The sequence below is a fragment of the Pseudoalteromonas umbrosa genome (assembly GCF_030125375.1).
GTDB lineage: Bacteria > Pseudomonadota > Gammaproteobacteria > Enterobacterales > Alteromonadaceae > Pseudoalteromonas > Pseudoalteromonas umbrosa.
Genome location: NZ_JASJUU010000007.1, coordinates 51018 through 77376, shown reverse-complemented (window position 1 = coordinate 77376; position 26359 = coordinate 51018). Strand labels below are relative to the sequence as shown.

The 26359-nt window shown below is 42.2% G+C and carries 22 protein-coding genes; 8 read left to right on the top strand and 14 right to left on the bottom strand.

Annotation, left to right across the window (positions count from 1 at the left end; all coding sequences use genetic code 11):
• Positions 1 to 37 precede the first annotated feature (37 nt).
• On the bottom strand, positions 38 to 2620 hold the full coding sequence (gene mutS, locus QNM16_RS19880) for a DNA mismatch repair protein MutS (RefSeq protein WP_284022054.1): 2583 nt from the start codon (positions 2618 to 2620) through the stop codon (positions 38 to 40).
• A 22-nt stretch (positions 2621 to 2642) separates the two neighbouring features.
• On the opposite strand from mutS, the gene QNM16_RS19875 reads away from it, so the two are divergent.
• Together QNM16_RS19875 and recA are read left to right on the top strand one after the other, a co-directional pair.
• The gene (locus QNM16_RS19875; protein WP_284022053.1) at positions 2643 to 3134 is read left to right on the top strand and encodes a CinA family protein; all 492 of its coding nucleotides are present in this window, start codon (positions 2643 to 2645) and stop codon (positions 3132 to 3134) included.
• A gap of 65 nt (positions 3135 to 3199) precedes the next feature.
• Entirely contained in the window at positions 3200 to 4249 is a 1050-nt protein-coding gene (gene recA / locus QNM16_RS19870; RefSeq protein WP_284022052.1) for a recombinase RecA, read from the top strand.
• 97 nt (positions 4250 to 4346) lie between these two features.
• On the opposite strand, the gene trmL is transcribed toward recA, so the two are convergent.
• The gene (gene trmL / locus QNM16_RS19865; RefSeq protein WP_284022051.1) at positions 4347 to 4811 is read right to left on the bottom strand and encodes a tRNA (uridine(34)/cytosine(34)/5-carboxymethylaminomethyluridine(34)-2'-O)-methyltransferase TrmL; all 465 of its coding nucleotides are present in this window, start codon (positions 4809 to 4811) and stop codon (positions 4347 to 4349) included.
• Between the two features lie 269 nt (positions 4812 to 5080).
• Here trmL and QNM16_RS19860 point away from each other — a divergent pair, with 269 nt between their 5' ends.
• A complete protein-coding gene (locus tag QNM16_RS19860) occupies positions 5081 to 5977 on the top strand; it encodes a cation diffusion facilitator family transporter (protein WP_284022050.1) in 897 nt (298 codons plus the stop codon).
• On the opposite strand, the gene QNM16_RS19855 is transcribed toward QNM16_RS19860, so the two are convergent.
• The 3 genes from QNM16_RS19855 to QNM16_RS19845 are packed head-to-tail and all read right to left on the bottom strand — an operon-like array spanning position 5932 to position 8943.
• Positions 5932 to 6885 carry an alpha/beta hydrolase gene (locus tag QNM16_RS19855; RefSeq protein ID WP_284022049.1) on the bottom strand — a complete coding sequence of 318 codons (954 nt, stop codon included), beginning with the start codon at positions 6883 to 6885 and terminating at the stop codon, positions 5932 to 5934. The two genes, QNM16_RS19860 and QNM16_RS19855, sit on opposite strands and share 46 nt — an antisense overlap.
• Positions 6885 to 8255, bottom strand: a complete 1371-nt coding sequence (locus QNM16_RS19850) for an ATP-binding protein (RefSeq protein ID WP_284022048.1) — start codon at positions 8253 to 8255, stop codon at positions 6885 to 6887. Before QNM16_RS19850 ends, QNM16_RS19855 begins: the two co-directional genes overlap by 1 nt.
• A 1-nt stretch (position 8256) precedes the next feature.
• Positions 8257 to 8943 (bottom strand): response regulator, encoded by a 687-nt coding sequence (locus QNM16_RS19845; protein ID WP_284022047.1) that lies wholly within the window; start codon positions 8941 to 8943, stop codon positions 8257 to 8259.
• 333 nt (positions 8944 to 9276) lie between these two features.
• Between QNM16_RS19845 and QNM16_RS19840 the strand changes: the two genes are divergently transcribed.
• Complete coding sequence (locus tag QNM16_RS19840) at positions 9277 to 9765, top strand: Spy/CpxP family protein refolding chaperone (RefSeq protein ID WP_284022046.1); 489 nt, start codon at positions 9277 to 9279, stop codon at positions 9763 to 9765.
• Positions 9766 to 9803: 38 nt separating this feature from the next.
• Here the strand turns inward: QNM16_RS19840 and QNM16_RS19835 are convergent, their stop codons facing one another.
• The 6 genes from QNM16_RS19835 to xseB all read right to left on the bottom strand — a co-directional run bounded on the left by QNM16_RS19835 (position 9804) and on the right by xseB (position 16572).
• A complete protein-coding gene (locus QNM16_RS19835) occupies positions 9804 to 10877 on the bottom strand; it encodes a PAS domain-containing protein (protein WP_284022045.1) in 1074 nt (357 codons plus the stop codon).
• Positions 10878 to 11000: 123 nt separating this feature from the next.
• Positions 11001 to 12260 carry an alpha/beta hydrolase gene (locus QNM16_RS19830; protein WP_284022044.1) on the bottom strand — a complete coding sequence of 420 codons (1260 nt, stop codon included), beginning with the start codon at positions 12258 to 12260 and terminating at the stop codon, positions 11001 to 11003.
• 313 nt (positions 12261 to 12573) lie between these two features.
• A complete protein-coding gene (locus QNM16_RS19825; RefSeq protein ID WP_039608355.1) occupies positions 12574 to 12810 on the bottom strand; it encodes a helix-turn-helix transcriptional regulator in 237 nt (78 codons plus the stop codon).
• A 649-nt stretch (positions 12811 to 13459) separates the two neighbouring features.
• On the bottom strand, positions 13460 to 15325 hold the full coding sequence (dxs, locus tag QNM16_RS19820) for a 1-deoxy-D-xylulose-5-phosphate synthase (RefSeq protein ID WP_284022043.1): 1866 nt from the start codon (positions 15323 to 15325) through the stop codon (positions 13460 to 13462).
• Positions 15326 to 15437: 112 nt separating this feature from the next.
• Entirely contained in the window at positions 15438 to 16325 is an 888-nt protein-coding gene (gene ispA, locus QNM16_RS19815; protein ID WP_284022042.1) for a (2E,6E)-farnesyl diphosphate synthase, read from the bottom strand.
• A 4-nt stretch (positions 16326 to 16329) separates the two neighbouring features.
• Positions 16330 to 16572, bottom strand: coding sequence for an exodeoxyribonuclease VII small subunit (gene xseB / locus QNM16_RS19810; protein WP_284022041.1), 243 nt, complete (start codon positions 16570 to 16572; stop codon positions 16330 to 16332).
• A gap of 245 nt (positions 16573 to 16817) precedes the next feature.
• Between xseB and pomA the strand changes: the two genes are divergently transcribed.
• From pomA to QNM16_RS19795, 3 genes are all read left to right on the top strand, one after another.
• The gene (gene pomA / locus QNM16_RS19805; protein WP_063363178.1) at positions 16818 to 17585 is read left to right on the top strand and encodes a flagellar motor protein PomA; all 768 of its coding nucleotides are present in this window, start codon (positions 16818 to 16820) and stop codon (positions 17583 to 17585) included.
• A 3-nt stretch (positions 17586 to 17588) separates the two neighbouring features.
• Complete coding sequence (locus QNM16_RS19800; RefSeq protein WP_063363179.1) at positions 17589 to 18524, top strand: flagellar motor protein MotB; 936 nt, start codon at positions 17589 to 17591, stop codon at positions 18522 to 18524.
• A 174-nt stretch (positions 18525 to 18698) separates the two neighbouring features.
• Positions 18699 to 19229, top strand: a complete 531-nt coding sequence (locus QNM16_RS19795) for a hypothetical protein (protein ID WP_284022040.1) — start codon at positions 18699 to 18701, stop codon at positions 19227 to 19229.
• A 48-nt stretch (positions 19230 to 19277) separates the two neighbouring features.
• Here the strand turns inward: QNM16_RS19795 and QNM16_RS19790 are convergent, their stop codons facing one another.
• The 3 genes from QNM16_RS19790 to putA form a co-directional block, all read right to left on the bottom strand.
• The gene (locus QNM16_RS19790; RefSeq protein WP_284022039.1) at positions 19278 to 20153 is read right to left on the bottom strand and encodes a hypothetical protein; all 876 of its coding nucleotides are present in this window, start codon (positions 20151 to 20153) and stop codon (positions 19278 to 19280) included.
• Positions 20154 to 20294: 141 nt separating this feature from the next.
• Positions 20295 to 21494, bottom strand: coding sequence for an aromatic amino acid transport family protein (locus QNM16_RS19785; RefSeq protein ID WP_284022038.1), 1200 nt, complete (start codon positions 21492 to 21494; stop codon positions 20295 to 20297).
• 248 nt (positions 21495 to 21742) lie between these two features.
• Positions 21743 to 25546 (bottom strand): bifunctional proline dehydrogenase/L-glutamate gamma-semialdehyde dehydrogenase PutA, encoded by a 3804-nt coding sequence (putA, locus tag QNM16_RS19780; protein WP_284022037.1) that lies wholly within the window; start codon positions 25544 to 25546, stop codon positions 21743 to 21745.
• A gap of 274 nt (positions 25547 to 25820) precedes the next feature.
• Here putA and QNM16_RS19775 point away from each other — a divergent pair, with 274 nt between their 5' ends.
• Positions 25821 to 26309, top strand: a complete 489-nt coding sequence (locus QNM16_RS19775) for a winged helix-turn-helix transcriptional regulator (protein WP_284022036.1) — start codon at positions 25821 to 25823, stop codon at positions 26307 to 26309.
• Positions 26310 to 26359 lie beyond the last annotated feature (50 nt).

Sequence of the window (26359 nt, the reverse complement as noted above, 5' to 3'; positions counted from 1 at the left end):
ATGTAAGAAATAGGGCTGCAATGATGCAGCCCTTTTTTTATAGCTTGTCTTTTAGCTGATATAGCAAAGCATGTGCTTGCTTTGGTGTCAGCTCATCTGGGTCAATAGACTCTAACAGCTGCTCTACTTCAGAAGGTTCAGTATTGAGTACTAAACTCTGTTGTTGAGGCACTGTCGTTGGCTGAACACCATCCACGACACTTTGGTGTTGCTCAAGCAGTGTGAGTTTTTGTTTGGCTAACTTGATAACGGCTTTTGGCACACCAGCAAGGCCTGCTACTTGTAAACCAAAGCTCTTACTTGCCGCGCCATCGAGCACGGTATGTTTGAATGCTATGGTGTCATTATGCTCAATCGCATCTAGATGCACATTAACAAGACCAGATTGCTGCTCTGCTAGCTCAGTAAGCTCAAAGTAATGCGTTGCAAATAATGTCTTGGCAGAGATTTTGTTTGCAAGGTAGTCAGCTGTGGCGTATGCCAATGATAGGCCATCGTATGTACTGGTGCCTCGACCAATCTCATCCATTAATACCAAAGACTGCTCGGTTGCATTGTTGAGTATGGTAGCGGTTTCGGTCATTTCAACCATGAAGGTTGAACGCCCTGAGGCAAGATCGTCACTTGCACCAATACGAGTAAAGATCCTATCAATTTGGCCAATTTGTGCATGGCTTGCAGGTACAAAGCTACCAATATGAGCCATTAATACAATCAGCGCGGTTTGGCGCATATAGGTTGATTTACCACCCATATTTGGACCTGTGATCAGCAACATCTTTCGGTCATTGCTTAGGTGCACTGGGTTTGCAATAAAGGGCTCGTTGCTGACCTGTTCAACCACAGGGTGGCGACCAGCTTGAATATTAATTTCATCGCTTGAGGTCAGCTCTGGCTTACAGTAATCCAGTGTCTGCGCTCGCTCCGCTAAAGTATTCAACACATCTAAGTCTGCCAGTGCTGCAGCCATTGTTTGTAGCTGCTCTAGGTAAGGAGCAATTAATTCAAATAATTGCTCATACAGCTGTTTCTCAAGTGCCAGTGCCTTGGATTGGCTGCCAAGGACTTTATCCTCGTGCTCTTTTAGCTCAGGTATAATGTAGCGCTCATTATTTTTAAGGGTTTGACGTCTAATATACTCAGGTGGCGCAAGGTGTGCGTTGCCTTTGCTGATCTCAATATAAAACCCATGTACCTTGTTGTAACCAATTTTTAGGGTGCTGATACCAGTACGTTCACGCTCACGTTCTTCCAGTTGCTCTAAGACGTCCGTTGCCCCTTCACTGAGTGCTCGCCATTCATCTAATTCCGCATTGTAGCCTGTGGCAATTACGCCACCGTCTCTTATCAGTACTGGCGGATTATCAATAATTGCGCGTTCGAGTAAATCTTGTAAATGAGGCAGTTCTGGAGATTGCGCTGTGATCAATTGAATACGCGCATCATCGCTCTCATTTAATAATTGATGCAGTGGTGGTAGTGCTTGCAGTGCGCTGCGAAGACGCGTTAAATCTCGTGGCCTTGCATTACACAGCGCAAGCCTTGCGACGACACGTTCAATATCACCAATTTGACGCAAGGCATCATACAGCTCAATACCTAAATGCATATCGAGTATGCTTGAGATGGCGTTTAGGCGGGCATTCAACTCAGCTCGGTCACGGACCGGTGTATGGATCCGGCGTTTGAGTAAACGTGACCCCATAGGTGTCGCTGTTTTATCGAGTACTTGCGCTAGGGTATTATCGATAGAACCAGATAAATTGACCGTGAGTTCAAGGTTTTTGCGTGTTGCCGCATCTAAAATCACAGCGTGTTCATTTTTTTCTAAGGTAATCGCTCTGATATGCGGCAGTGCTGTACGTTGGGTATCTTTGACATATTGCATTACACAGCCTGCTGCAATTAATCCTGCAGAGGCCGATTCGACACCAAACCCAATCAAGTCTTTGGTGCCAAATTGTTGGCAAAGTAGGTGTTTGGCGGTGTCTAAGTCAAACTCCCAATCAGGACGACGGCGACAGCCTTTGACTTGCTCAAGTACGATTAAATTTTGAAATGACTCAGGGTAGAGCAGTTCAGCTGGCTGCAAGCGCTGCAATGTTGACATCAGTGCTTCGTCTGTTGCCAACTCCACAATATTAAATCGCCCAGAATTGATATCCAAATAGGCAACACCATACTTACTTTTATCTTGCCACACTGCAGCAAGCAAATTGTCTTGACGCTCTTGTAGTAGGGCTTCATCAGTGACGGTACCAGGTGTGACAATACGCACGACCTTACGCTCAACGGGGCCTTTACTGGTTGCTGGGTCGCCAACTTGCTCACAGATCGCAACTGATTCACCCATTTGAACCAATCTTGCTAAGTAATTCTCTACCGCATGATAAGGTACACCTGCCATCGGAATGGGATTACCGCCGGCTTTGCCGCGGTGTGTTTGCGAAATATCGAGTAGTTGTGCGGCACGAATGGCGTCATCGAAAAATAATTCGTAAAAATCACCCATACGGTAGAATAGCAGGATCTCTTGATGTTGGGCCTTGATCCTAAGATACTGCTGCATCATAGGTGTTTGTTGCTTTATAGTATGTTCAGAATAAAGATCTAATGACATGCTTCAACCTAAGGTTTTTTGTATGGAAATACACACTAAAATCGCCGCTCTTGCGGCACAATTGGGCGCTATTCTAACGAATAAAAGCTTCGTGATCACTACCGCTGAATCTTGTACTGGTGGTGGAATTAGTTATGCGCTCACAGACACGCCGGGAAGCTCTGCCTATATAGATCGCTGTTTTGTCACATACAGCAATGAAGCGAAGCATGAATTACTGGGTGTATCAGAGCAAACCCTTGCTCAGTATGGCGCTGTCAGTGAGAAAACAGTCATGGAGATGGCAACAGGGGCAAGAGCTGCGGGTAAAGCAGATATTGCGATATCGGTATCTGGCATTGCAGGGCCAAGTGGCGGTAGTAAAGAAAAACCTGTGGGTACTGTATGGTTTGCAATAGATATACAGGGGAACATACATACATTTATGCAAGTATTTCCCGAAGGGCGAGCAGAAGTTAGATTGCAAGCTATTGAATTTATTTTGGAAAAAATAATTTCTTTAATAAAAGAGTAAAAGGCTCTTGATACTGTAATTCTATACAGTATACTTGTTCGCATTACGCTAGATTGGAGAAACAGATGAACGATAACAAACAAAAAGCATTAGATGCTGCATTGTCGCAAATTGAGCGTCAATTTGGTAAAGGATCAATCATGAAGCTAGGTGATAGCCAAGCTTTAGACATAGAGTCAGTATCAACCGGTTCATTAGGATTGGATATTGCTTTGGGTATCGGTGGTCTGCCTTCTGGTCGTATTGTTGAAATTTATGGTCCTGAGTCATCAGGTAAAACAACACTAACTCTACAAACAATCGCACAAGCACAAAAAATGGGTAAAACCTGTGCGTTCGTTGATGCGGAACATGCACTTGACTCAGTATATGCAGAAAAGCTGGGTGTAAATGTTGATGATTTGCTTGTGTCTCAACCTGACACTGGTGAACAAGCCTTAGAGATATGTGACATGCTAGTGCGTTCAGGTGCAGTTGATGTAGTCGTCGTTGACTCTGTGGCAGCACTAACTCCAAAAGCAGAAATTGAAGGTGACATGGGTGACTCTCATGTTGGTCTTCAGGCGCGTTTAATGTCACAAGCACTGCGTAAGTTGACTGGTAACATCAAGCGTTCAAACACGCTATGTATATTCATTAACCAAATCCGTATGAAGATTGGTGTGATGTTTGGTAACCCAGAAACAACCACTGGTGGTAACGCACTTAAGTTCTATTCATCAGTACGTTTAGATATCCGCCGTATTGGCTCTGTGAAAGAGGGTGATGAGGTCGTTGGTAACGAAACGCGTGTTAAGGTTGTTAAAAACAAGGTTGCGCCACCATTTAAGCAAGCGGAATTCATCATCATGTATGGTGAAGGCTCCTCTAAGCAAGGTGAGCTTATTGACTTAGGTGTTAAGCACAAGTTAGTAGACAAAGCAGGCGCATGGTTCAGCTACAATGGCAATAAGATTGGTCAAGGTAAAGCGAACTCAATCAAGTTCTTGAAAGAAAACGTGGCAATTGCTGATGAGATTGAAGGCAAGTTACGTGAAATGTTATTACTTCAAGCAACCATTAAAGATGAAGAAGGTGAAGATAAAGGTCTTGCTGACGTAGAAGACAAGCTTTAACTCTTTCTATCTAGCGAATAATCTAGAGTAAAAAAGCCGCTTAATAGCGGCTTTTTTAATTTTGTAACTTACGGTCGCTTAAATTTTATTAAGGCTTTTATACCGCGCCATCAAAATCAAATTGACGCCAAGACTCATAAACGAATACTGATACCGCGTTAGATAAGTTCATGCTGCGACTATCTGGCCTCATAGGAATTCTGAGTCTTTGCTCTTCTGGTAAAGAAAAAATTATTTCTTCGGGTAGACCACGCGTTTCTGGTCCAAATAATAACGTATCACCAGCTTGGTATTTTGGTGCATGGTGATAGGCTTTTCCTTTGGTTGTGCATGCAAATACACGTTTAGGCTTGCGCTGCTCTAAATAGTCTTCGTAAGACGGGTAACGCTTAACTTCACTGAATTCATGGTAATCCAGTCCTGCACGCCTTACACGTTTGTCATCCCAGTCAAATCCCAGCGGTTCAATTAAATGTAATGAATAGCCTGTGTTGGCACATAAACGGATAATGTTGCCCGTATTTGGTGGGATCTCAGGTTGATATAAAACGATGTCTAACATGATTAACCTCTAACTCAATTTGAGCGCAGTATAGCTTATTGGACGTTGTGCAACTAGATAATATGAATAGGTTCTCGGTCTACAACAAGTTTTTTAATTAATTCTTGTCTTGTAGAATAGTCTATTTAAATATTGATTATGTCAGTTAGGTAGGTAAATTGCTGATACTGAAATAGGGTAGATACCTGTTTTTTGACACAAAGTTTCTACCTATTGGCTGAACTGTCGTATGATGAGAAGGTAGTCACCTGCGTTATTAAGGGGGAAGTGTGGCGCGAGATTATGACGCATTAGTACGTTTTTCAAGTATTTTCACAATCATAATGGCTGGTGTGATGATTGCCGCGAAGGCTTGGGCATGGCTCTCATCCGGTAGTGCCGCAATGTTGGGCTCATTAACTGACTCCATGCTGGATGTGACCGCGTCACTGATGAGCTTTTTTGTCTTGAGTTATGCACTTCGTCCCGCAGATGATGAACATAGGTTTGGTCATGGGAAAGCAGAAGCACTTGCAGGACTTGGTCAAGCTGCATTTATTTCTGGTTCAGCCTGTTTACTGGCTTTTCATGGTATTGAGCGTTTATTTAACCCCGTTGAAATAAATCAGAGCTTACTGGGGGTTTGGGTAAGTATATTTGCCATTATTTGCACTTTACTGGTGGTTGCAGTTCAACACCAAGTTGTAAAGCGTACACAGTCTTTGGCAATAAAAGCAGACTCAATGCATTACAAAGGCGATATCTTGCTTAATATTGCTGTACTTATCGCGATGATGTTGAGCCATTATAGTATTGGCTGGGCTGATCCTGTGTTTGCCATCGGGGTTGCTTTATATTTACTTTACAATTGCTGGGGTATTGCGCGAGAAAGTGCCGATCACTTAATGGATAAGGAACTTCCAGAGGAAGAAAAAGCTGAAATTGTGGCGATTGCGACCTCACACGCAGCAGTGTATGGCGTGCATAACTTAAGGACACGCCAAGGGGGTAAAGTGAAGTTTGTGCAACTTCATTTAGAGCTTGATGACGATATGCCCTTGATGGAGGCACATCAAATTGCGGATGAAGTTGTGGCACGGATCCAAGCGAATAGTGAAGGAGAGATCGATGTCCTTGTGCATCAAGACCCTGTTTCTTTAAGTGTTACGGAGTCTGCAAATTCGTAGCATTGCGTCAACACGGCACGTCTAATTGTGTCTTCTTCACATAGCAATTCATGTTTGCCCGAGTAGCTCTCTATCTTACAAAGAGTTTGCTGCGATGCATATGCAAAGTGCGCTTGGCTATTGACGATACTGTCATGCTCGGCGCTAGCGATGGCGATTGGCAGTGAAATAGACTGTCTTTTTTTACTGGTTTCAGTAAGGGCCGCATTTAACCAGCCAAAACTCACACCGCCAAGTTGTAATTCACTGTGTTGTTCATATAGTGCTCTGAATGCTTGATATCGTTTATCACACCCGGTGAGTTCATTATCTTCAAATGATTTTGGCTGATAAGATTGCTGGCCTATGGCAAAGCTTTTTGCTTTACCTAGTATGCAAGCGGTTTTTGCCACCCATTTAGCAAACCAGACTGGGTAGGGGGCTGTATTTATCTCAAACATCGGTGCGCTGAAAAATGCCCCTTGTGCGTCTGTATTGGGTGTGTTTTCAAGATAATGACGCACGATAGCGCCTCCCATTGAGTGGGCTAAAAAAAGCCAACTATCAGTGTGGGGCGTAACTTGCTCTGCGATAATGAGGCTAAGTACGTCGCTGTATTGTTTAAAATTTTGAATATGGCCAATTTGTCTATTGGCTAATAGGCGCTCCGAATACCCTTGTCCGGGATGATCAAAGGTGACAACACCAATCTTATTCTGGGCCAACTCCCAAAGTAGTTCCCTGTATTTATAGGCGCTTTCTATTCGACCGTTTACCAGTACCAGCGTGTACTTTGCTTGTGCAGGAATATGACGAAAATAAAACACTTTACCAATTTGGGTGTGGATATATCCTTTAATACCCGTTTGCCAGTGGTGTTCGATGGCACATTGATTATCAAAAAGCGAAGAACTTTGACTATAAAACATTAAGGCTGCTGTAATGGGATCGTTAGGGTCACACAAAGACCTTGCCGATTATTAAACTCTATGTGGCCATGATGCACTTTTATCGCATGTTGCGCAATTGCCAAACCCAGACCAAAGCCGCCAGCTTTGTTGTTATCTGGGGTTCTTGACTGAGATGCACGATAAAATGGAATGCAAAGTTTATCGAGCATATCATCACTGACACCAGGACCATCATCGGAGACTGTGAGTACCAAAGCTTGCTGTGCGATGAGACTTGTGACCGTGACTTGATTTTTGGCGTACTTGAGTGCATTTCGGATTATGTTTTCAATTGCTCTGCTGAGCAAGATCTCATCCCCTTCAATAATCGCATCTGGTAATTCATTGGTACTGATGGTTTTCTCTAGTTGTTGGCTTTCAAAATCAGCGTCATTGATGACAGGCGTAAGTAAGTCGATTACTGATATGGGGTGTGGTTCAAAGTGATTGATCCCAGACTCTAGCTTGGAGAGCTGTAAAATATCGCTGAGCATATGCTCGAGCAGTTGGGATTCTTTTTCGATCCGCTGCAAATAGCTATCTAAATCGCCACTGGCTTTGCTGGCAGCAATGCCTGTTGCCATTTGTAGTCGTGTTAGTGGAGAGCGCAATTCATGAGAAATATCAGCAAGCAGTCGTTTTTGACTTAGCACTTGAAACTCAAGTTGAGACGCCATCGCATCAAAGTCCTTACCTAACTGGCCTAATTCGTCTTGACGTTTGTTATCGACATTTGCACGTGTGCTAAGGGCACCATTGGCAAGTTTGGCTGCGGCTGTTTGTAGCTGCTTTATTGGTTTAAGAAGCCCTCGAGCAAACCAGTAGCTCAGTAACATACTGGCAAATAATATAATTGAGAGCTTGAGCCATTGTGGCATCAGTCGGACCTTGAGAAATAAGTCGTCTTCACGGTTATCAATAATCATAAATAGTTGGAATTCATCGCCGCGAATATGCATTTTTATAGGGCCATAGGCTCTAAACTTTTCAGTATTAATGGCTTTGGGTTCACCGTTAATGGCAAAGTTGAGTAGGGCTAAGTCGTAGGCATAGAGCTCTTCTGCACTCACCAAGCTTTTCTCAGACTCTATATGTTTGAGATACACCTTTGCACGTTTGTTATGTCGTCGATTTGAGATGATCTGCGCAATCGATTTCTCTGGCATGCGATCAACATGACGCTCCAATGATCGTTGTAAATGAAATAAATTTTTCAACATGGGCGGTGAGATGTCTTTACTGGCCAACATATCGGGTTGTAAAAAGCTAATGCTTATCAGTAAAGATAAGGTGCAAACTATGGTTAGCCAAAACCAAAAAAAGACTTTTACTGCTAAAAATTTTCTCATATTAAGCTGTGAGGAATATGTATCCTGAGCCTCTTAATGTTTTTATAAAAGTATGCTCACTGAATTGAGCCAGTTTTTTTCTTACATTACTGACATGCATGTCGACGGAGCGGTCATAGGCAACCAAAGGGCGGCCTAAGACGCTTTGGCAAAGGGTTTGCTTACTCACAATTTCACCAGCTGATTTCATCAGTTGATATAGCACTTCATACTCGGTGCCCGTTAATGGGATGGCCTGATCGTTTAGGTAGGCACTTCTTGATGCTATATCTAATGCAAGGCCATGATACTCAAGTTGCAAAGGAGAGCTGTGCTGAGTTAAATGGGCAACCCTGCGAGTAATGGCCTTGATCCTTGCAAGTAATTCACGGTGATTGAATGGTTTTGGAATATAGTCATCTGCGCCAAGCTCTAATCCAAATATTCGATCAAAATCATCTCCCTTTGCTGTGAGCATGATCACAGGGGTCATTTTTTTAAGCCTGAGAGATTTTAACACGTCGAAGCCATCTTTTTTAGGCATCATCACATCAAGCAAAATAACCCCGTATTCATGATTTAAAGCTGAGTCTAAGCCTTGTTCACCATCGTGTTTACATTCGACATTAAATTGTTCAGCTTCTAGGTATTCTGTCAGCAGCTCGCACAGTGACTGGTCATCGTCGATGATAAGAATTGACGTGCTCATAAAGGCTTCTTTTTTAATTATCTAATGAAATCATTTTACTTAACTATAAGAGTCTTCGAATTGAATTTACACTTCTTTACGCTAAAAGATGCGGATCTGACAACTGTTTTAAATCTTAGATAGATTTCATCATTTCAATAATATTTGCACATTGTTAGGGACAATAGGAGTTCTGAGATGCCTTGTTATCGCTTTTGACATAACTTTACATTAGCTTGACGTTGCTTTGCTTTGTGCTTGCTAAAGTTCACCATGACATGAATACGAGGCGCGCTCAGTTAAAAGGAGTAAGAGCGAACGTTCGCATTAACACAATCAACCGGAGATAGCTTGATGAATAAATTAGCCAGCCTACTACTAGCAAGTTGCATCAGTGTTGGGGTGATCCCACACATTACGTTAGCCAGTGAACCAACAAGTCATGAGCAAAAAGCAAAGCGTCATCAAATGAAGCCGTTTGCGCATTTAGAAAAACGGTTACTATCGGACAAGGCGATCCGTCATCTTGAACTGACTCAAACTCAGCAGGATAAGCTGAAAGCTGTATTTGCAACTTACAAAGCACAGCTTGAAGATTTAAAAGAGGCGTATCCGAGTAAGCCTCGCCAAGCGTTTAAATCAATCATAGAAGCCGATACCTTTGATAAAACGCAGGCGCAGTTGTTATTAGAAGAGCATTCACCGAAGAAGCAAGCATTTATGCTGACTATGCTTGAAGCACGACATGCAATTCACCACATTCTGACGGATGAACAGCGCAGTAAAATCGCCAAAAGAAAGCGTAAGTACATGGCAAACATGCAACATAAGCGCGATAATTAAATATTTTGGGCTGAGCAGAGTTGTTCAGCCCATTTCAATTACTTTAGAAACAGCAAAAGCTGATTGCCTGCAGCAATAGTATTGTTCTCACCCTCGAATATATTGTCGGCATTTTTAGTAATTACCGCACCGTCTAACCACTCATAAACTTCCTTATTGAAGGTCACAAGCACGTCGATGGGGAATTCATGACTCTCTTCTAAGATCATAAGTATGTTGGCAACTTCATCGATGATGAGGGCTCCGTCATTGAACTCGACACAGAAATACAGGTTGTTGGCAACCTCTTTAAAGCCATTGGCAATATTTTCAAGGCGTTCTTTACTCTGCCCCTGAGACTGCAATAGACCTAACTCTACATCTACCTCTTGTATCGACTCAATCAGTGCGGATACATCTTCATCATCAATGGGGTTTTCTCGCCAGAACTCTTCTGCGCTGAGCTCACCTTTATCGACTTTATTTCCTAAAGCCCCCATTTCATCGGGGGAAAAATCAAAAAAAGCATCTTCAAATAAATCGGCGTTTTCATCGTTTCTCAGACCGCCAGCATAGATTTTTTGATTGTCTTTTAATGAGTCTAAGACCTCTTTGTTAGCGTGTGTTTTATCTTTTTTGGTGGTCGATAGATAAAAGTCTTTAAAGTTCTCATTACTCTTTTTAACTTGCTTGGCAAGCCGGTGAAAGTTACTGAGATCTTTTTGCATTGAAATGTAATGAGTCACTTCGCCTTGCTCATTCTTGATTTCAGAGATATTCCACTCGACAGGGTACATGCTGCCATCTTTGCGATAGTTAATTGATGCGCCATAAAAAAAACCGCGTTCTTGTAGAGCGGGGGTGAGCTTCTCAATTATTCGTTTATTACTCTTTGGCCCTTGTAATATACGAGGAGACATACCAACCAGCTCTGCTAATTCATATCCAGTATGGCGGCAAAAAACGGGGTTTGCATAGATGATCCGATAGCCTGCGCTGGCATCAGCATCCGTAATAACAATTGCATGGTGCGAATGCATGAGTATTTGCTTCAACAACTCGAGCGGGGAGCACTCATTCAGCATTTGGCTGAAAAATAGCATCTCTTCCATGTCTTTTGCTTGGTTGGGCATGAGCGGGCCTATTATGTGGCGTCTGTTTAGAGCTTAAGTATTGTCTTTAATGGAGGAAATGCCAAAAAATATAAAGGTAGTGTATGGCTTACCCTTTTTATTAGAAGGGTAAGCGCAACATTTTTATTTGTATTTGAATTGCACGGGAGCGTAACTCTCCAGTAGCTCGACAAGCTCTGCTTTTGTAGATGCCTCTTTTAGGTAGACATCGATAAATTGCAGACTGATTGAGTTAACGATCTCAGTTACAAGATACGGATCTATACTGCCTAAAAAAGGTCGGTTGCGGTCAAATGGGAACACATAAGGGTAATCTGAAAAATCCCAATGCAATGCCCCGCTAATTTGCAGCATATATGTATCGGCAACTTGTTGATTGAACACCAGACTATAATCTGCGTTGAGAGGCAGCTCTGAGTGCATCATTAAATAAGGCTTTTGCGATGGCATGTTAGGTGACAAATTAAAATGCAAGCCATCGAAGTTAATTGCGCCTTTGCATTGATAAACTTGCTGGCAAAATGCGGCAACGGTTGGCCCTCCAAAGGAAAGGCCAATCGCGGCCAAGCGAGTGAGGTCTAACTGACCTTTAAAGGTTTTTAGGTACTCATCGACATAGTGCATCCCCCAGTATTGGCCATATTGAAGTCGCGTAAGTTGATCAAGCGCAAAATGCATGTCTGCCACCCACATATCGAGCGCTTTACGGTCACCCTCTGTCCAGCTCATTAATTGGTAAACTCGGGCGGTTTGTTCGTCATTGAGTTCAATGCCTGCAAATGAGTCTAGCTCAGCGACCAATTCATCAAAGTTTACATCGGCTAGTTCACTGATATAAAAATCATTGGCTCGTGCGTCACTGTCATAGGTTGCATGCTGGTTATGACTTTGAGTGACAAACTGAGCATGGTGAGGGTGGCCTACACTGACAGCGATATAGCCTTTTTTGGCAAGTTCTATCATTAGGATTTCTTTATCTTCAACTGTTGATTGATAGCCATGTGAGTACATCACAATGGGAAAGGGGGTTGAGCTTTCTGCTAGAGGGGCATTTTTAGTTAATTCAAAAGGAAGTGTTTTTAGGTATTGATGTAATTGTTTGTGGTGTTCAGATGGTGTGGCTGTCGAATAGGGATATTGCTCGGTGTGAAAGTGCAAGTAGCTGGGTAAATCCGTATTGGGGCTGGTAGTGGGGTACCAAATTTTTATTAAAATGTCTCGATAGTCAGTATGGTGTGAAGTGAGCTTTTCGGTTCGGCTATAATCGGTTGCGGTGAAATAGGTGACACCTACGGAGTATTCTCTTGCGCTACTTTGTGTGCTTAGGAATACGAAAAACAATATGTAGACCACATTGGCTAATTGCTTTTTAAACATCATCATTGTCCTTATTATGTTGTATAGAGATTTATCTTGATAAGAATTAAAAAGTAAATGCAAGCGACAAAATGGAAGTTTTTATATGTTGTGTATAAAGTGGCGTTTTTACATAGACTTGATAAACATGAAAGTTTATCAATAGAAAAAGACCTGAGGTTTAAGAGAGGCGTTATGGTCAACTAAGTGATGGATTAATTTTGCAAAAGTGTCTGCAGCCTATCGTCAGCTAAGGTGGGAGAAAGAGGTATAAAGTATATAAGCAGTACCTCTTTCACAGGTAGCAGTAGGCATAAAATACTTGCTGTAAAGGATAGTGTTAAGAGCTTTGATGCCCTCTTATTTTGGTAATTAATTCACTTAAGTCGATAGAGCAAAATGCGCATATTGCAAAAAACTGATTTAGTTTAGGTTGACCTACGTCACGTTCCCAGTTTTCATACGTTTTTCGGCACACACCTAAATGCTTGGCCATGATTGCTGTTGTTACACCTTTTTTCTTACGCAATGCTCTTAGGTCATCACCAGTGATATATCTTGCAAAAAAATCTACCATTTTCTCTTCCTTTTAACATCTATTCCGTTATGTGTTTTCAATACTTAAAGACGCTTTGTTACAGCTTTGCCAAGCAACACTGAAAAACAAGTTATTTGGCAAGTCTAAAGAATGCCACTCATTGCCCAACATAAATAAATACAATCAAGCAAAAATAAAAAGTTGCTCAGAGAATGTGCTACTTATCTATGATTTAGATTGTAATTTTTTACAATTTTTTATCACACTACCCCATTGTTGTCTATTGTTCATTCAGTAATATGAAATGTTTCATAGGGGGTATATTCGTACTAAAAATCGTATTTATATGGATTGAAATTTACCCATACTTATCTTTTATTGTGCAATAAAAGAACGCATTAACTTATTTGAATACGTCATTTATATTGCTGATTATTTTGTATGATTATGATTGTAATTGCATTTTCAATGATTATTTTAATTTTTAGTAAGTTTTTTCCAAAACTTTTGTATTTTAATAGGAAGGGCGTTTTGAGTGGAGCATATCTACTGAAGTGACATTTTTAAGTTGATTAAGAGCGCTTTATTGTTGCCAATATTGAATTAATTTGGTCTGTTTTAGGTGAGAATGGTGAATATGTTCGTGGAAAATGTAGTGACTACTTATGCAGTCACTACATTAATATATTTACTGTTCAATCCATGCTTTTGCAGCAGTAAGGATCCCATCGCTGTCTAGGCCCATTTCACTGTGCATTTGCGCTTGCGTACCATGTTTGATGAATTCATCTGGTATGCCTAAGTGCCTCACAGGGCGTGCGATATTTTGTTGCGCAAAATACTCGCTAACTGCACTGCCTGCACCGCCAGCAATGGCATTGTCTTCCAATGTAATAAAGTGAGTGTGTGTTTTGGCAAGAGCAGCAAGCAAAGAATCATCTAGCGGCTTCACAAAACGCATATCAACGAGTGTTGCATCTAACTGCTCTGCGACGCTGCGAGCATTATCTAGCAATGTACCAAAGTTTAATATCGCGAGTTTTTGTCCTTCACGAATGGTGTTGGCTTTACCAATTGGTAATTGTGTCATCTCTGGTGTTGGCTCGACCTCACCTGCAGAGCCTCGAGGATATCGGACAGCAGCTGGCTGATTTAGCTTATGTCCAGTGTAGAGCATTTGTCGACACTCGTTGAGGTCGCTCGGTGCCATAATCACTAAGTTAGGAATACATCGCATGAAGCTCAGATCGTATGCCCCTTGGTGTGTTTCTCCATCAGCACCGACGATGCCGGCTCTATCTATCGCAAATAGTACAGGGAGGTTCTGGATTGTCACATCGTGAATTAACTGGTCATAAGCACGTTGTAAGAAGCTAGAATAGATAGCAACAACAGGGTTTAAGCCTTCACAGGCAAAACCAGCGCCTAAAGTGACAGCGTGTTGCTCTGCGATTGCAACATCAAAATATTGACTTGGGTGTTCTTTAGAAAAACGCACCATACCAGAGCCTTCTCGCATGGCTGGTGTAATAGCCATTAGCTTAGGGTCTTGCTCTGCCATATCACATAACCAATCACCAAAGACTTTGGAGAACGTAGGCGCACTTGGCTTTTTCTTTGGCAAAGAGTGAATACTTGGGTTGAAGTTCGGCACTGCATGATAGCCAATCGGATCGGCTTCTGCTGGCTGATACCCTTTACCTTTTTGCGTTTTCACATGCAGTAATTGTGGGCCTTTCAAGTTGCGCATATTTCGCAATGTATCGACCAACATACCAACATCATGGCCATCAATAGGGCCAATATAGTTAAAGCCTAGCTCTTCGAAAAACGTGCCTGGGATCACCATGCCTTTTAAATGCTCTTCTACTTTACTGGCGAGCTCTTTCACTGGTGGTACACCGGAGAGGAGTTTTTTACCACCTTCGCGAATATTGGTATAAAAGCTACCCGATAGAATACGAGCAAAATGATTATTGAGTGCGCCAACATTTTCCGAAATAGACATTTCGTTGTCGTTTAAAATTACCAACATGTCTGATTTGACATCACCTGCGTGGTTCATTGCTTCAAAGGCCATGCCTGCAGTCATTGCACCATCGCCAATCACTGCAACCGTTTTGCGGTTTTTTCCTTCTTTCTCTGCAGCAATTGCCATTGCCAATGCGGCTGAGATAGATGTACTCGAGTGGCCGACACTGAAAGTATCATATTCACTTTCTTCTCTGAAAGGGAAAGGGTGCAAACCATCTTTTTGACGTATGGTGTGCATTTGCTCTTTTCGGCCAGTTAATATTTTATGTGGGTAAGCTTGATGACCAACATCCCAAACCAATCTATCAACAGGGGTATTGTAAACATAATGGAGGGCGACGGTTAGTTCAACGGTACCTAATCCAGACGCCAAATGACCGCTGCTTTGAGAGACAGAGTCTAATAAATAGTTTCTTAGCTCAGCACTAAATTCGTTCAGCTTATGCTGAGGCAGCTGCCTAAGCTGTTGTGGCTGATCAACTAGAGCCAATAACGGATACTTGCTACTATCAAGAGTCATATTATTCGTAATATCCTTAGCAAACCTTGCCCAATTATATACAAAGCTTGCCGATAGTTTTATAAATTTAAAGGGAACTTGTCATTAAATAGTCATGTGTTCTTTGCGATAATCAATGATCACGAGCGATAATATATTTGGCAAGCTCAGCTAATAAGCGAGTGTCTGCATCTATGTTATCTAGTGCTTCAAGCGCTTGGGTAATAAGCGTTTGTGCTTTATCTTTAGCACCTGTCATACCTAGCAGAGCCGGATAAGTTGATTTATTATGTTCTAAATCAGAGCCCTGAGGTTTGCCCAGTGTGTCTGTATCACTCTCAATATCTAAAATATCGTCCTGAACTTGAAATGCTAGTCCAATAGCTAAGCCAAAATCCTTTAATTGACTACGTGTTAAATCTGAAATGTCAGTCGCACAGAGTGCGCCTAACTCTATGGCGCAATTAAGCAAAGCACCTGTTTTTAATCTGTGTATGTCTTCTAGCGCTTTAATACTGATTTTCTTGTCTGTTGCAGCAATATCAAGCGCTTGACCCCCTACCATACCTTGCAGACCAGAAGCGCGGGAAAGCGCTTTAATCATTGCAATTTGTTGCTGTGCAGGGACCTGAAACTGGTGTGATGAAAGAAATTCAAAAGCTAATGTTTGTAAGGAGTCGCCAGCTAAAATAGCTTGTGCCTCGTCAAATGCAATATGGCAGGTAGGCTTACCACGTCTAAGATCGTCATCATCCATGGCTGGTAAGTCATCATGTACAAGGGAGTAGCTATGAATACACTCAACAGCCGCAGCTGCGATATGAAGATCTTCTATATTTGCACCTAGCATTTCACCCGTCGCATAGACTAAAAATGGACGCAGACGTTTACCACCATTACTTATAGAGTAAAGCGCCGCGTCTTTTGCAGTTGGATCTGTATCCAAGTCTTGTGCAAAGTATGCGTTTATTGTTTTTTCAACATCTTTCTTTGCGATGTTTAACCTTTCATGTAGTTCCACGCAACTAGTCTACCTGCTCAGAAAACTCGCTTGGCGCACTGGCCTCATCATTAGCGAGTAAAATATTAACTTTTTGTTCTGCTTGTTGGAGCTTTTGATTTGAAGCTTGCGCTAGTTTTACCCCTCTTTCAAACTGCTTTAGAGATTGCTCTAAAGTAAGCTCACCGTGTTCCATTTCTTGAACAATTGACTCAAGCTCATTGACAGCTTCTTCAAAGTTCATATTTTCAGGTTTTTTAACTGCCATCTCTTCTTTAACTCCCAAGCAAAACTTTAGGAGGGTAATTTTATTGCTTATAAAGATTGAGGTCAAAGCATCTGATAGACTTTTTGTGGCTTTAAGCTGTTAAAATGATCTGATAGTTTTGGTTAATTCTCGCAATTTAAAGGCTTTTTAATATAATTGAATTAAGTTATTGCAAAACTTGCCGATAACACAACGTATAAGAATAACTGCGTGATATCTCACGAATAAATGCCTTTGGAGGGTGTGTGGATTTAGCAACCGTTATAGGTATCCTTGGTGCAATAGGCCTAATTGTCATGTCCATGGTACTCAGTAGTGATGGACAACTCGCCATGTTTTACAATACGCCGTCGGTTGTTATTGTATTTGGTGGCTCAATTTTTATTGTTTTGTCCAACTTTACACTTGCACAATTTTTAGGCATAGGGAAGGTTGCAGGCAAGGCGTTCATGTTCAAAATTGAAACGCCTGAAGAATTAATTGAGAAGGCAGTGGAGCTTGCTGACTCGGCACGTAAGGGCGGGTTTCTTGCTCTTGAGGAAGCTGAGATTCCCAATCCATTTATGCGAAAAGGCGTTGATATGTTAGTCGATGGTCACGACGCGGATGTGGTTAGAGCAACATTGCAAAAAGACATTGCATTGACTGCCAATCGGCATGAAATGGGCGCGGGCTTGTTTAAGTCTCTAGCGGACATAGCCCCAGCAATGGGCATGATTGGTACACTTATCGGTCTTGTTGCCATGTTATCAAACATGGATGACCCCAAGGCCATCGGTCCTGCGATGGCGGTAGCACTTCTAACCACGCTATATGGTGCATTTTTAGCAAACGTTGTAGCCATTCCCATTCAAGTAAAACTCGAACTTAGAAAAGACGAAGAAGAAAGAAATCAACGCCTTATTCTAGATGCTATTTTGGGTATTCAAGATGGTCAGAATCCGAAGGTTATTGAAGGCATTTTGAAAAACTACCTGCCAGAGTCAAAACGTGGTGATGGCGGTGAGGAGTAAATAATGTCAGATGAGAACGAATGTAAATGCCCGCCCCCAGGGCTACCTGCTTGGATGGGGACATTTGCAGACTTAATGTCACTGTTAATGTGTTTTTTCGTTCTATTACTGGCCTTCTCAGAAATGGATGTTCTGAAGTTTAAGCAAATTGCAGGTTCAATGAAGTTTGCTTTTGGTGTGCAAAATAAAATCGAAGTAAAAGATATTCCAAAAGGCACTAGTGTAATTGCCATGGAGTTTACCCCTGGCAAACCAGAGCCTACCCCGATTGAAACTATCCAGCAACAGACCGTTGAGATGACGCAGCAAATGCTTGAGTTTCAAGCAGGAGAAGAGAGTTCTGCTGGTGGTCGTCAAGAACAACGAGGTAATAAACGTGGTGGCGAATCTGCCAGTACGGCTCAAGAACAGTCTATGACACAAGCTGTCTCGGCAGCAGATCAAGAGCAAGTGAATGAGTTAGTTAAAAAGATTTCTCAACAGTTAGAGAAGCAAATAATGGATGGCGCCATTGAGTTAGAATCATTAGGTCAGCAAATTATTATCAGGATCCAAGAGAATGGCTCCTTTCCGTCTGGTAGTGCTTTTTTGCAGCCCAAGTTCAAGCCAGTGATCCATGATATTGCTGAGCTGCTTAAGGATGTGCCCGGAGAAATCACTGTTTCAGGTCATACGGATGATTTTCAAGTGTCCAATGAGCTTTATTTCAATAATTGGGATTTATCGGCGACTCGTGCAGTTGCGGTAGCTAGTGAAATGCAAACAGTCAGTGGCTTTGATAAAAATAGAATGGTTGTCGTTGGACATGCCGATACACGACCTTTAGTACCAAATGCAAATGACACTGACAGAAAGCGTAATCGACGCGTTGAGATATCTATTTTACAGGGTAAAGCCAAAGAGTCCGATCCTATTGAAGTTAGAAGGGAAACTAACTAGAAAAGTTGCGTCTAAGCGCGATTTGGGCTAACGTATGTTGGCTTTCATTTTTTTAATTTTAAGGGAGTTTACTATGTCAATACTATATAAATTTGCGGATATGCCAGGTGGTAACGGCAACGGTAATGATACCGGAGAGACGGAACCTAAATAATTAATAAATAAGGTAAAGCGGTGTCTTTAGGCGAATATTTAGATAGTGCTGAGTTTGCTCTCAAATACTTAAACGCGCTACTAGAAGTTTCATATATACTGGCTTTTATTTCAGTGTTCATCTATATCCTAAATAAAGATAAGATGGCATTGCGGTATTCGTGCTTGTGCTCGGTTTTTTATATTATTGGCTTTTTTACGTTTAAACCATTAATAGATCATGACACCGATAGAGTATATAGATATATAGTATGGGCGCTGAATGATATTATATTTATTGCGATTGTCGCTTATTGGGCACTGCGTGATAAAATGTATATGTGGCAAAGTATTCTAGTACAACTCGTCGTTTTGCCTGCGCCATTGTTGCAGTTGTTTAGACTTGTTGATATTCACTTGATGGATGCAAGTTACTCGGCTTATTTTTATCGTACTGTTTTACCATTTGTTAATTTTATGACAGTTATGCTCTGTTTCGCGCCATTACTTGTTTATTTTGGAAACAAAGCTAAGCAAGTGACGTTGTTTCAGAGGAAAGAAAATGAGGGATAGATATTAATCATCCCTTTTTTTACGCCAACTTTATCTTCCTTTATTTCGCTACAGTTTAATGTCTTTAATTTCTAAGGTTGCCATGTTTGATGAGAAACTCAATACACCAGCTACTTTAGCAGAAGATTTGTTCGCATTTTGATCTGGTAGTATCACAGTTGTCAGCTCAAATCGACATGACTCTAATCCCGTATCTTGGCTTATGCTTGCAGACAGGCAATGTAGCTCAGTTTCTAACCCTATTTGAACTTCTTCACAATAAGCCTTATTAAGCTGTTCTTGAACACTCATAACGACAGGCTGCATTTGTAATGTTAAATCGAAGGCAGCTTTGTTACACGTCAAAGTTACTGGGCTTGTATTGGTATTACCTTTACCGAGTGTAATCAGGTTATTGTCTTGGTCTCGATAGTGGATTGTTAAATTAACCGACTCAATAGCTTGGCTGAGTGTCTCTGGACGACCTTTATTACGCCAGTCTGTTAAAGAGCTTATCTCTGGTAGTGCTGTTTTAAAGATAAGCTCCGGTGCATAGTAAAACAATTCACCTTGTTTAAAGGAAGAGGTGTTTTCACTTTGCCAAGTTTGTGCACTGGTTGAACCAAATATATGCGCGGCCAACAAGCAATAAGTGTTGTCAGATGAAAGAGTGTGAGTTGCGCCTAACGAGTTTTTGTCTGCATATATTCTAAATTCGGGTTTAGATTGCAGGCGATCCCCTTCAACTTGCCAGAATATACTTGAAAACTCTAATTTATTAAGCGAACGCTCGGCGCTAAAGTCTGTACCGCAGTCTTGCTCAGGATTGTCCGCTGTAGGTGTTGTAGACTGCGATGTATTCGTTTTTTTTAGTGGTTGTTCACTTTCGCTTCCGCATGCCGTTAATAGTAATAATGGAACTATTGCTAGCGTAACCTTGTTCATAATTAACTCCTTGGTAAGTGAGTCATTATATTCATAGCTAGACTGGAAAAGCGATGTTTGAATTGTAAAAAGTAGTTGGGAATTAGTGAGATATTGCTCTAGATTAAGCAGCTTGCTTGATCTAGAGCTGATGGTAAGATATTAGCCTAGGGCTGGGATCAGACCAAACATTTGTAAGCCTTGCGCAGAGATGATAAGCACACCACATAAGCCCGCGCAAATGAGACCAAAATTACCACCTTGTACTTGATAGCCTGAATTTTGATCTTTACGCTGTTGCCATACCATGGCTACAGGCAAAAATACTGCTAAAACAACCAATGCAATAGCTGCGTAGCCTAGCGCCATGATAAACCCCTGAGGGTAAAATAAAGCAAAACCTAAAGGAGGTGTAAACGTGATCAAAGCAGTTTTGATTCTATCCCGCCCAGAACCTTGTTGTTTAAATGCATCGGCAAAAAAGTCAAATAAGCCAAGACTCACGCCTAAAAATGAAGTAGCCAATGCAAGGTCTGCAAAAATGGTGACAAAGGTATGGACTTGGCTACTATGAGCAATATTAGAGATAGCAGTGACAAAGCCTGGTAAACCGGCGCTTTGTACTAATGCTTCTTGTGCCATAACACCTTGGCTTAATAATTGCCAAAAAATGTATATGACCAATGGCAATGAGGCACCTGCAATCATCACACGCCGTAATGTCTTGATATCTAAGCCAACGTATTTGACGATAGAAGGTATTGAGCCATGAAAGCCAAATGAAGTAAAAATAACAGGAATAGCCGATAAGATAAGGCCTTGCTCCATCGGCATGTTCAGTAAGTGCTGACCATGTACATAAGGCGTAAGGACAAAGAATAAGCTGGCTAATACCATGATTTTGATTGTAAACAGCACGCGGTTGAGCTTATCGACAGTACTCGTGCCGAGAGCGACGATTGTGGCGACTATGAGCGCTAAGACCACTGAGCCTACTTGTGGTGCGATATCCATGCCTGTTGCAGCTGAGAGCTTCTCTTGTAACTGTGCACCGCCACCTGCAATGTAAGCTGCACATAAAGCATAAAACAAAAAAACCATCGAAAAGTTTGCGATGTATTGGCCTTTTTTTCCAAGGATCTGTTTTGCTAATGTATTGAGTGTTGCTTCTTTATTTGCGAATTGGTGCACTTCTAGCATTAGCAGGGCGGTATAGGTCATGAGCAACCAAGTTGCGATGATTAAAATAAGTGACGTTGAAAACCCGAGCCCTGCTGATGCGATAGGCAATGCCAGCATGCCTGCGCCAATCGTTGTACCAGCAACGATGAGCATGCTACCTAGCGTTTTATTATTAAGCACAAATTGCCCCTATATTTGTGAGAGAAACAGGCACAATATACCGCTCTGCTAAAAATTGAAATAGTTTTGCTGCAAATCAAAGTGAAAGTTTGTAATTTATGTCTTACAAAGGTTAATTTTGTTTACGGATAATGCAATTAGCTTGTTTCAAAAAGTGTCAATTATCATCAAGTTGATGTTGTTATATAGCAGAGCATAAAAAAGCCAGCATACGCTGGCTTTTCAATATATCGTTTTAGATACGTCAATTACGCATCGTCTTCAACCAGCGTCATTAGTGATGTATTACCACCAGATGCTGTAGTATCGATACTGATTGTTTTCTCTGTGACTAGGCGACCTAGTAGGGTATCGTAGTACTCAGCACTGATCACTGGCAAGATAGCACCACTGCGTGCAGCAAGCTGTGTACTTACGTAACCTTTACGCTCACAACCATTGCCAACCACGGCACCTGCTAGGTGCTCATGGGCTAAGATTGCAGGTAGCTGGTTTAGCTTAGCAACTTGAAGTACGCCTTCAGCAATGCCACTGCTTAGTAGCTTGTCTCTAAATGCGATAGCTTCTTCATGGAACAAGTCCGAAACAACCGTGATAACTGTGTTACCTGCCGCAAGTGCAGTGATCACAGAGAGTACCCAGAAGTTGAAAGACGTATCTTTGTCTGCATAGCAAACTACACAGCCACGCGACTCGTAGCGCAGCGTATTTGATTCACCTGTTGGTCCTGGTAACTCAATCACTGTATCTAAGCGCTTCTCAACACGGATAAGTTGCTCACGTGCATCTGATAATGTTTTATTCAAATCATCAGCAAGCGTATCTAGGATCTCGACTTTAGCCAGCTTAGCCAGTAGCTGGCGTACCGCTGAGACACGGTCGTTCAGTGGCATTGCACGCCAAGCTTTCTCATCACGCTTAGATAGTGACATCATGCGTGATACTTGCTCTTGCGCACCTTGGTAAGCAGTGATCTCTTCGTTATCAACTTTAACGTTAGTCGCTTGGATGTTTTGATCTGCTTGGTTTTCTTTTACCAATCGGGCAATGTAGTTTGGACCACCTGCTTTTGGACCTGTACCAGATAGACCACGACCACCGAACGGCTGCACACCTACCACGGCACCGATCATGTTACGGTTGACGTAGATGTTACCGGCACGAGATAACTTAGCTAGGTACTCTGCACGTTCTTCGATACGTGTGTGAATACCCATAGTTAAGCCGAAGCCTGTGCTGTTTACTTGGTCGATCACATTGTCGATATCACTGCCTTTAAAGCGGATCACGTGAACACATGGACCGAATACTTCTTTTTTCAGCACTGACAGGTCGCTGATCTCATATAAGCGCGGTGCAAAGAAGAAGTGACCGTTATCACCCATATCTGGTAGTGAACACTCATAATGTAATGTTGCATTACCTTTTAGGTATTCAACGTGCTCATTAAGTGCATTCAAAGCTTTCTGGTCAATTACTGGACCCACATCTGTAGAAAGGTGTGCAGGGTCGCCAATGTGTAGTTCTTGCATTGCACCTTTGATCATGTTGATCACTTTGTCTGCGATTTCCTCTTGTACAAATAGCACACGTAGTGCGGAACAGCGTTGACCAGCACTTTGGAAACCGGAAGAGATAACGTCATCAACAACCTGTTCAGGCAGTGCTGTTGAGTCAACGATCATACAGTTTTGACCACCCGTTTCTGCGATCAGTGGTACTTGATCGCCACCGCGCTCAGCCAATGTTTGTGAAATACGTGTGCCAGTCTCTGTGGAGCCTGTGAACATTACTGTTTGAATGCGTGTATCTGGAACAATGTGCTTACCTACTTCACTACCACGTGCGATCACAGGTTGTACGATGCCCTTTGGTAGACCTACTTCTTCCATAAGCTCAATGGTGCGAAGCGCAACGAGTGATGTTTGCTCTGCAGGTTTTGCGATAACCGTGTTACCAGTTACGATAGCTGCAGCAACCTGACCTAGGAAGATAGCCAGTGGGAAGTTCCAAGGGCTGATACATAAGATCACACCGCGTGGGCTAAAACGCTCATCCAGTGCAAGTTCTTCTGCTTTTGCTGCGTAGTAACGGCAGAAATCAACGGCTTCACGGACTTCATCGATGCCATCTTGGGTGATCTTACCTGCTTCTTTGATACACATTGCAATAAGTTCGTCACGATGACGCTCAAGCGCATCACCTGTACGACGCAGAATTTCTGCACGTTCGCTCACTGGCGTTTGTGACCAAGTTGCAAAAGCGGCTTCTGCGCTAGCAACAAGTTGTTGCATCTCTTGTGCATCTTGGTGGCGGATAGAGCCAACAACTTCACTGTGATTTGCTGGATTCAATACTGCTTCGTGGCCTTCAGGCACATCCGCTGCAGTGATCAGGTTTTCATCAACCCACTTTTGTAAGTTGTCACGCATTGGTGTGATGTGGTTGATGTTGGTTAAATCTAACCCTTTAGAGTTGTTGCGTTCTTCGCCGTATAGATCGATAGGCATGGTGATCTGCATGTTGCGCTTGTGCTTAACACGTTGGATCTTCTCAACTGGATCTTCAAGTAGTGACTCAACAGGCATAGACTCATCAACAATCGCGTTTACGAATGACGAGTTTGCGCCGTTTTCAAGTAAACGACGAACAAGGTAAGCAAGTAAGTCTTCGTGCTGACCAACTGGTGCGTATACGCGGCACTGTACTTTATCTTCTGTTACTACTTGATTGTATAGTGAGTCACCCATACCGTGTAGGCACTGGAATTCAAAGTTATTGAATTCGCCGTTTGCCAGTTCAAGAATAGTTGCCGCAGAATAGGCGTTGTGCGTGGCAAACTGAGGGAAGATCACTTCTCGTGCGTTCATCAGTTTGATAGCACATGCTTTGTAAGAGACGTCAGTTGTTGCTTTACGTGTAAATACAGGGAAGTCTTCAAGACCATCCGTTTGAGTCAGCTTGACTTCAGTATCCCAATAAGCACCTTTTACTAGACGAACCATCATCTTGCGACCAACGCGACGACATAGCGCTTCAAGCCAGTCGATAACCCAAATCGCACGTTTTTGATATGCTTGTACCGCAAGACCAAAGCCATTCCAGTTACCTAGTGCGTCATCAGAGAATACAGCTTCAATGATATCGAGTGAGATATCTAAACGGTCAGCTTCTTCAGCATCTACTGTGAAGTTAATGTCATACTGCTTTGCAGCAAGTGCCAGTTCTTTAAGCTTAGGTACAAGCTCGGCGATAACGCGGTCACGGTGCGTAAATTCATAACGAGGGTGGATAGCGGATAGCTTTACAGAAATACCTGGGCTTTTAATTGGACCACGGCCGTTAGCTGCTTTACCAATGACGTGGATAGCCGTCATGTAGCTGTTGAAGTAACGCTCGGCATCAGCCATGGTGCGTGCGCCTTCGCCTAGCATGTCGTACGAGTATGCGTAACCTGTTGCTTCTTTCTCTTTAGCACGCTCAAGAGCCGCTTCAATCGTGGTGCCCATAACAAATTGTTGGCCCATGATTTTCATTGCATATTGTACTGATTTACGAATTGCAGGTTCACCAATGCGGCCCATAGTGCGTTTTAGTAAACCAAATTGCTCTTCTTTATTCTTATCAGCATAGTTAACCATTTTACCGGTTAGAAGTAGGCCCCAGCTCGACGCATTTACGAATAGCGAATCACTATTACCTAGATGCGAGCTCCAGTCACCTTTGCTAAGCTTATCGCGAATTAACATATCTTGTGTTTGTGCATCAGGCACACGTAAAAGTGCTTCCGCTAAACACATTAATACAACGCCTTCTTCTGAAGATAATGAGTACTCTTCTAATAATGCGTCTACACCGCCTTGACCGTGTTGGTCTTTACGGATATTTAATACCATTTGACGAGCACGTTCCCATGCGCGAGTACGGGCAGAAACACCGACCTCAGCCAATGGTAAAATGTGATCGATAACAGTTTCTTCATCAATGCGGTAGAAGTCACGGATCTTTTGACGGATCGGACACTGGGTTGTTAAGTCGCCTTGAAATAGCATAGGTTAAACCCTCTATTGAAAACCTAAATACTACAGAAAGCACAGCCAAAGGCTGAGGTTGCTTTCTTGCCTCATTTTTTTAAATGAACGCTGCGTAATTTTGTGGTGGTTAAATTTTAGCCCCTTTGTTTATATAAACAAACTTCATAAAAAAGGGACATCCATAATAATTTTCGAGCATTGTATAGAAAGTGCAGCAGAATGTGCTGTCTTATTTTCATGAATTACGGTAAATTTGAGTGTTATTAGACCTTATTGCAGAATTTTATACTGTATGACTACTTCAATAAAAACGCGTATTTTAGATAGGATCGACCATGCAATCTTAAATGAATTGCAAAAAAATGGCCGAATTTCAAATGTTAACTTGGCTAAAGCTGTCAATTTAAGTCCCAGTCCCTGCTTAGATAGGGTTAAGAAGCTAGAGTCAGAAGGCTATATAGAAGGTTACACAGCAAGATTAAATGCTGAGAAGCTGGGGCAGCAGTTGGTCGCGCATGTTGAGATAACACTCAAAAGTTCAACAGAATCTGTATTTGAAACCTTTAAACAGCATGTTTTAGAGATCCCCCATGTAGTTGCTTGTGACATGGTCGCTGGTGGGTTCGATTATTTATTAAAAATTAGGGTTTCTGATATGCACCAGTATCGTGAGGTGCTTGGTCAAATTGTAGAAATACCGGGTGTTGGCACAAACCATACTTATATGGTGATTGAGCATGTAAAAGAAGATATAGGTGTGACAATCTTACCAAAAAGTTAACATTTATAAGTGTTTTACTTACCCTTACCACTCGTTATTTTGTGGGGTGT

Excerpts from the sequence above, each read along its gene's own strand:
- dxs (WP_284022043.1), bottom strand. The coding sequence starts at position 15,325 with ATGACTCTTGATAGTAGCAAGTATCCGTTATTGGCTCTAGTTGATCAG.
- QNM16_RS19850 (WP_284022048.1), bottom strand. The coding sequence starts at position 8,255 with ATGAGAAAATTTTTAGCAGTAAAAGTCTTTTTTTGGTTTTGGCTAACC.
- recA (WP_284022052.1), top strand. The coding sequence starts at position 3,200 with ATGAACGATAACAAACAAAAAGCATTAGATGCTGCATTGTCGCAAATT.
- QNM16_RS19840 (WP_284022046.1), top strand. The coding sequence starts at position 9,277 with ATGAATAAATTAGCCAGCCTACTACTAGCAAGTTGCATCAGTGTTGGG.
- QNM16_RS19855 (WP_284022049.1), bottom strand. The coding sequence starts at position 6,885 with ATGTTTTATAGTCAAAGTTCTTCGCTTTTTGATAATCAATGTGCCATC.
- QNM16_RS19825 (WP_039608355.1), bottom strand. The coding sequence starts at position 12,810 with ATGGTAGATTTTTTTGCAAGATATATCACTGGTGATGACCTAAGAGCA.
- mutS (WP_284022054.1), bottom strand. The coding sequence starts at position 2,620 with ATGTCATTAGATCTTTATTCTGAACATACTATAAAGCAACAAACACCT.
- trmL (WP_284022051.1), bottom strand. The coding sequence starts at position 4,811 with ATGTTAGACATCGTTTTATATCAACCTGAGATCCCACCAAATACGGGC.
- QNM16_RS19800 (WP_063363179.1), top strand. The coding sequence starts at position 17,589 with ATGTCAGATGAGAACGAATGTAAATGCCCGCCCCCAGGGCTACCTGCT.
- QNM16_RS19775 (WP_284022036.1), top strand. The coding sequence starts at position 25,821 with ATGACTACTTCAATAAAAACGCGTATTTTAGATAGGATCGACCATGCA.
- xseB (WP_284022041.1), bottom strand. The coding sequence starts at position 16,572 with ATGGCAGTTAAAAAACCTGAAAATATGAACTTTGAAGAAGCTGTCAAT.
- QNM16_RS19830 (WP_284022044.1), bottom strand. The coding sequence starts at position 12,260 with ATGATGATGTTTAAAAAGCAATTAGCCAATGTGGTCTACATATTGTTT.
- QNM16_RS19875 (WP_284022053.1), top strand. The coding sequence starts at position 2,643 with ATGGAAATACACACTAAAATCGCCGCTCTTGCGGCACAATTGGGCGCT.
- QNM16_RS19835 (WP_284022045.1), bottom strand. The coding sequence starts at position 10,877 with ATGCCCAACCAAGCAAAAGACATGGAAGAGATGCTATTTTTCAGCCAA.
- QNM16_RS19790 (WP_284022039.1), bottom strand. The coding sequence starts at position 20,153 with ATGAACAAGGTTACGCTAGCAATAGTTCCATTATTACTATTAACGGCA.
- putA (WP_284022037.1), bottom strand. The coding sequence starts at position 25,546 with ATGCTATTTCAAGGCGACTTAACAACCCAGTGTCCGATCCGTCAAAAG.
- QNM16_RS19845 (WP_284022047.1), bottom strand. The coding sequence starts at position 8,943 with ATGAGCACGTCAATTCTTATCATCGACGATGACCAGTCACTGTGCGAG.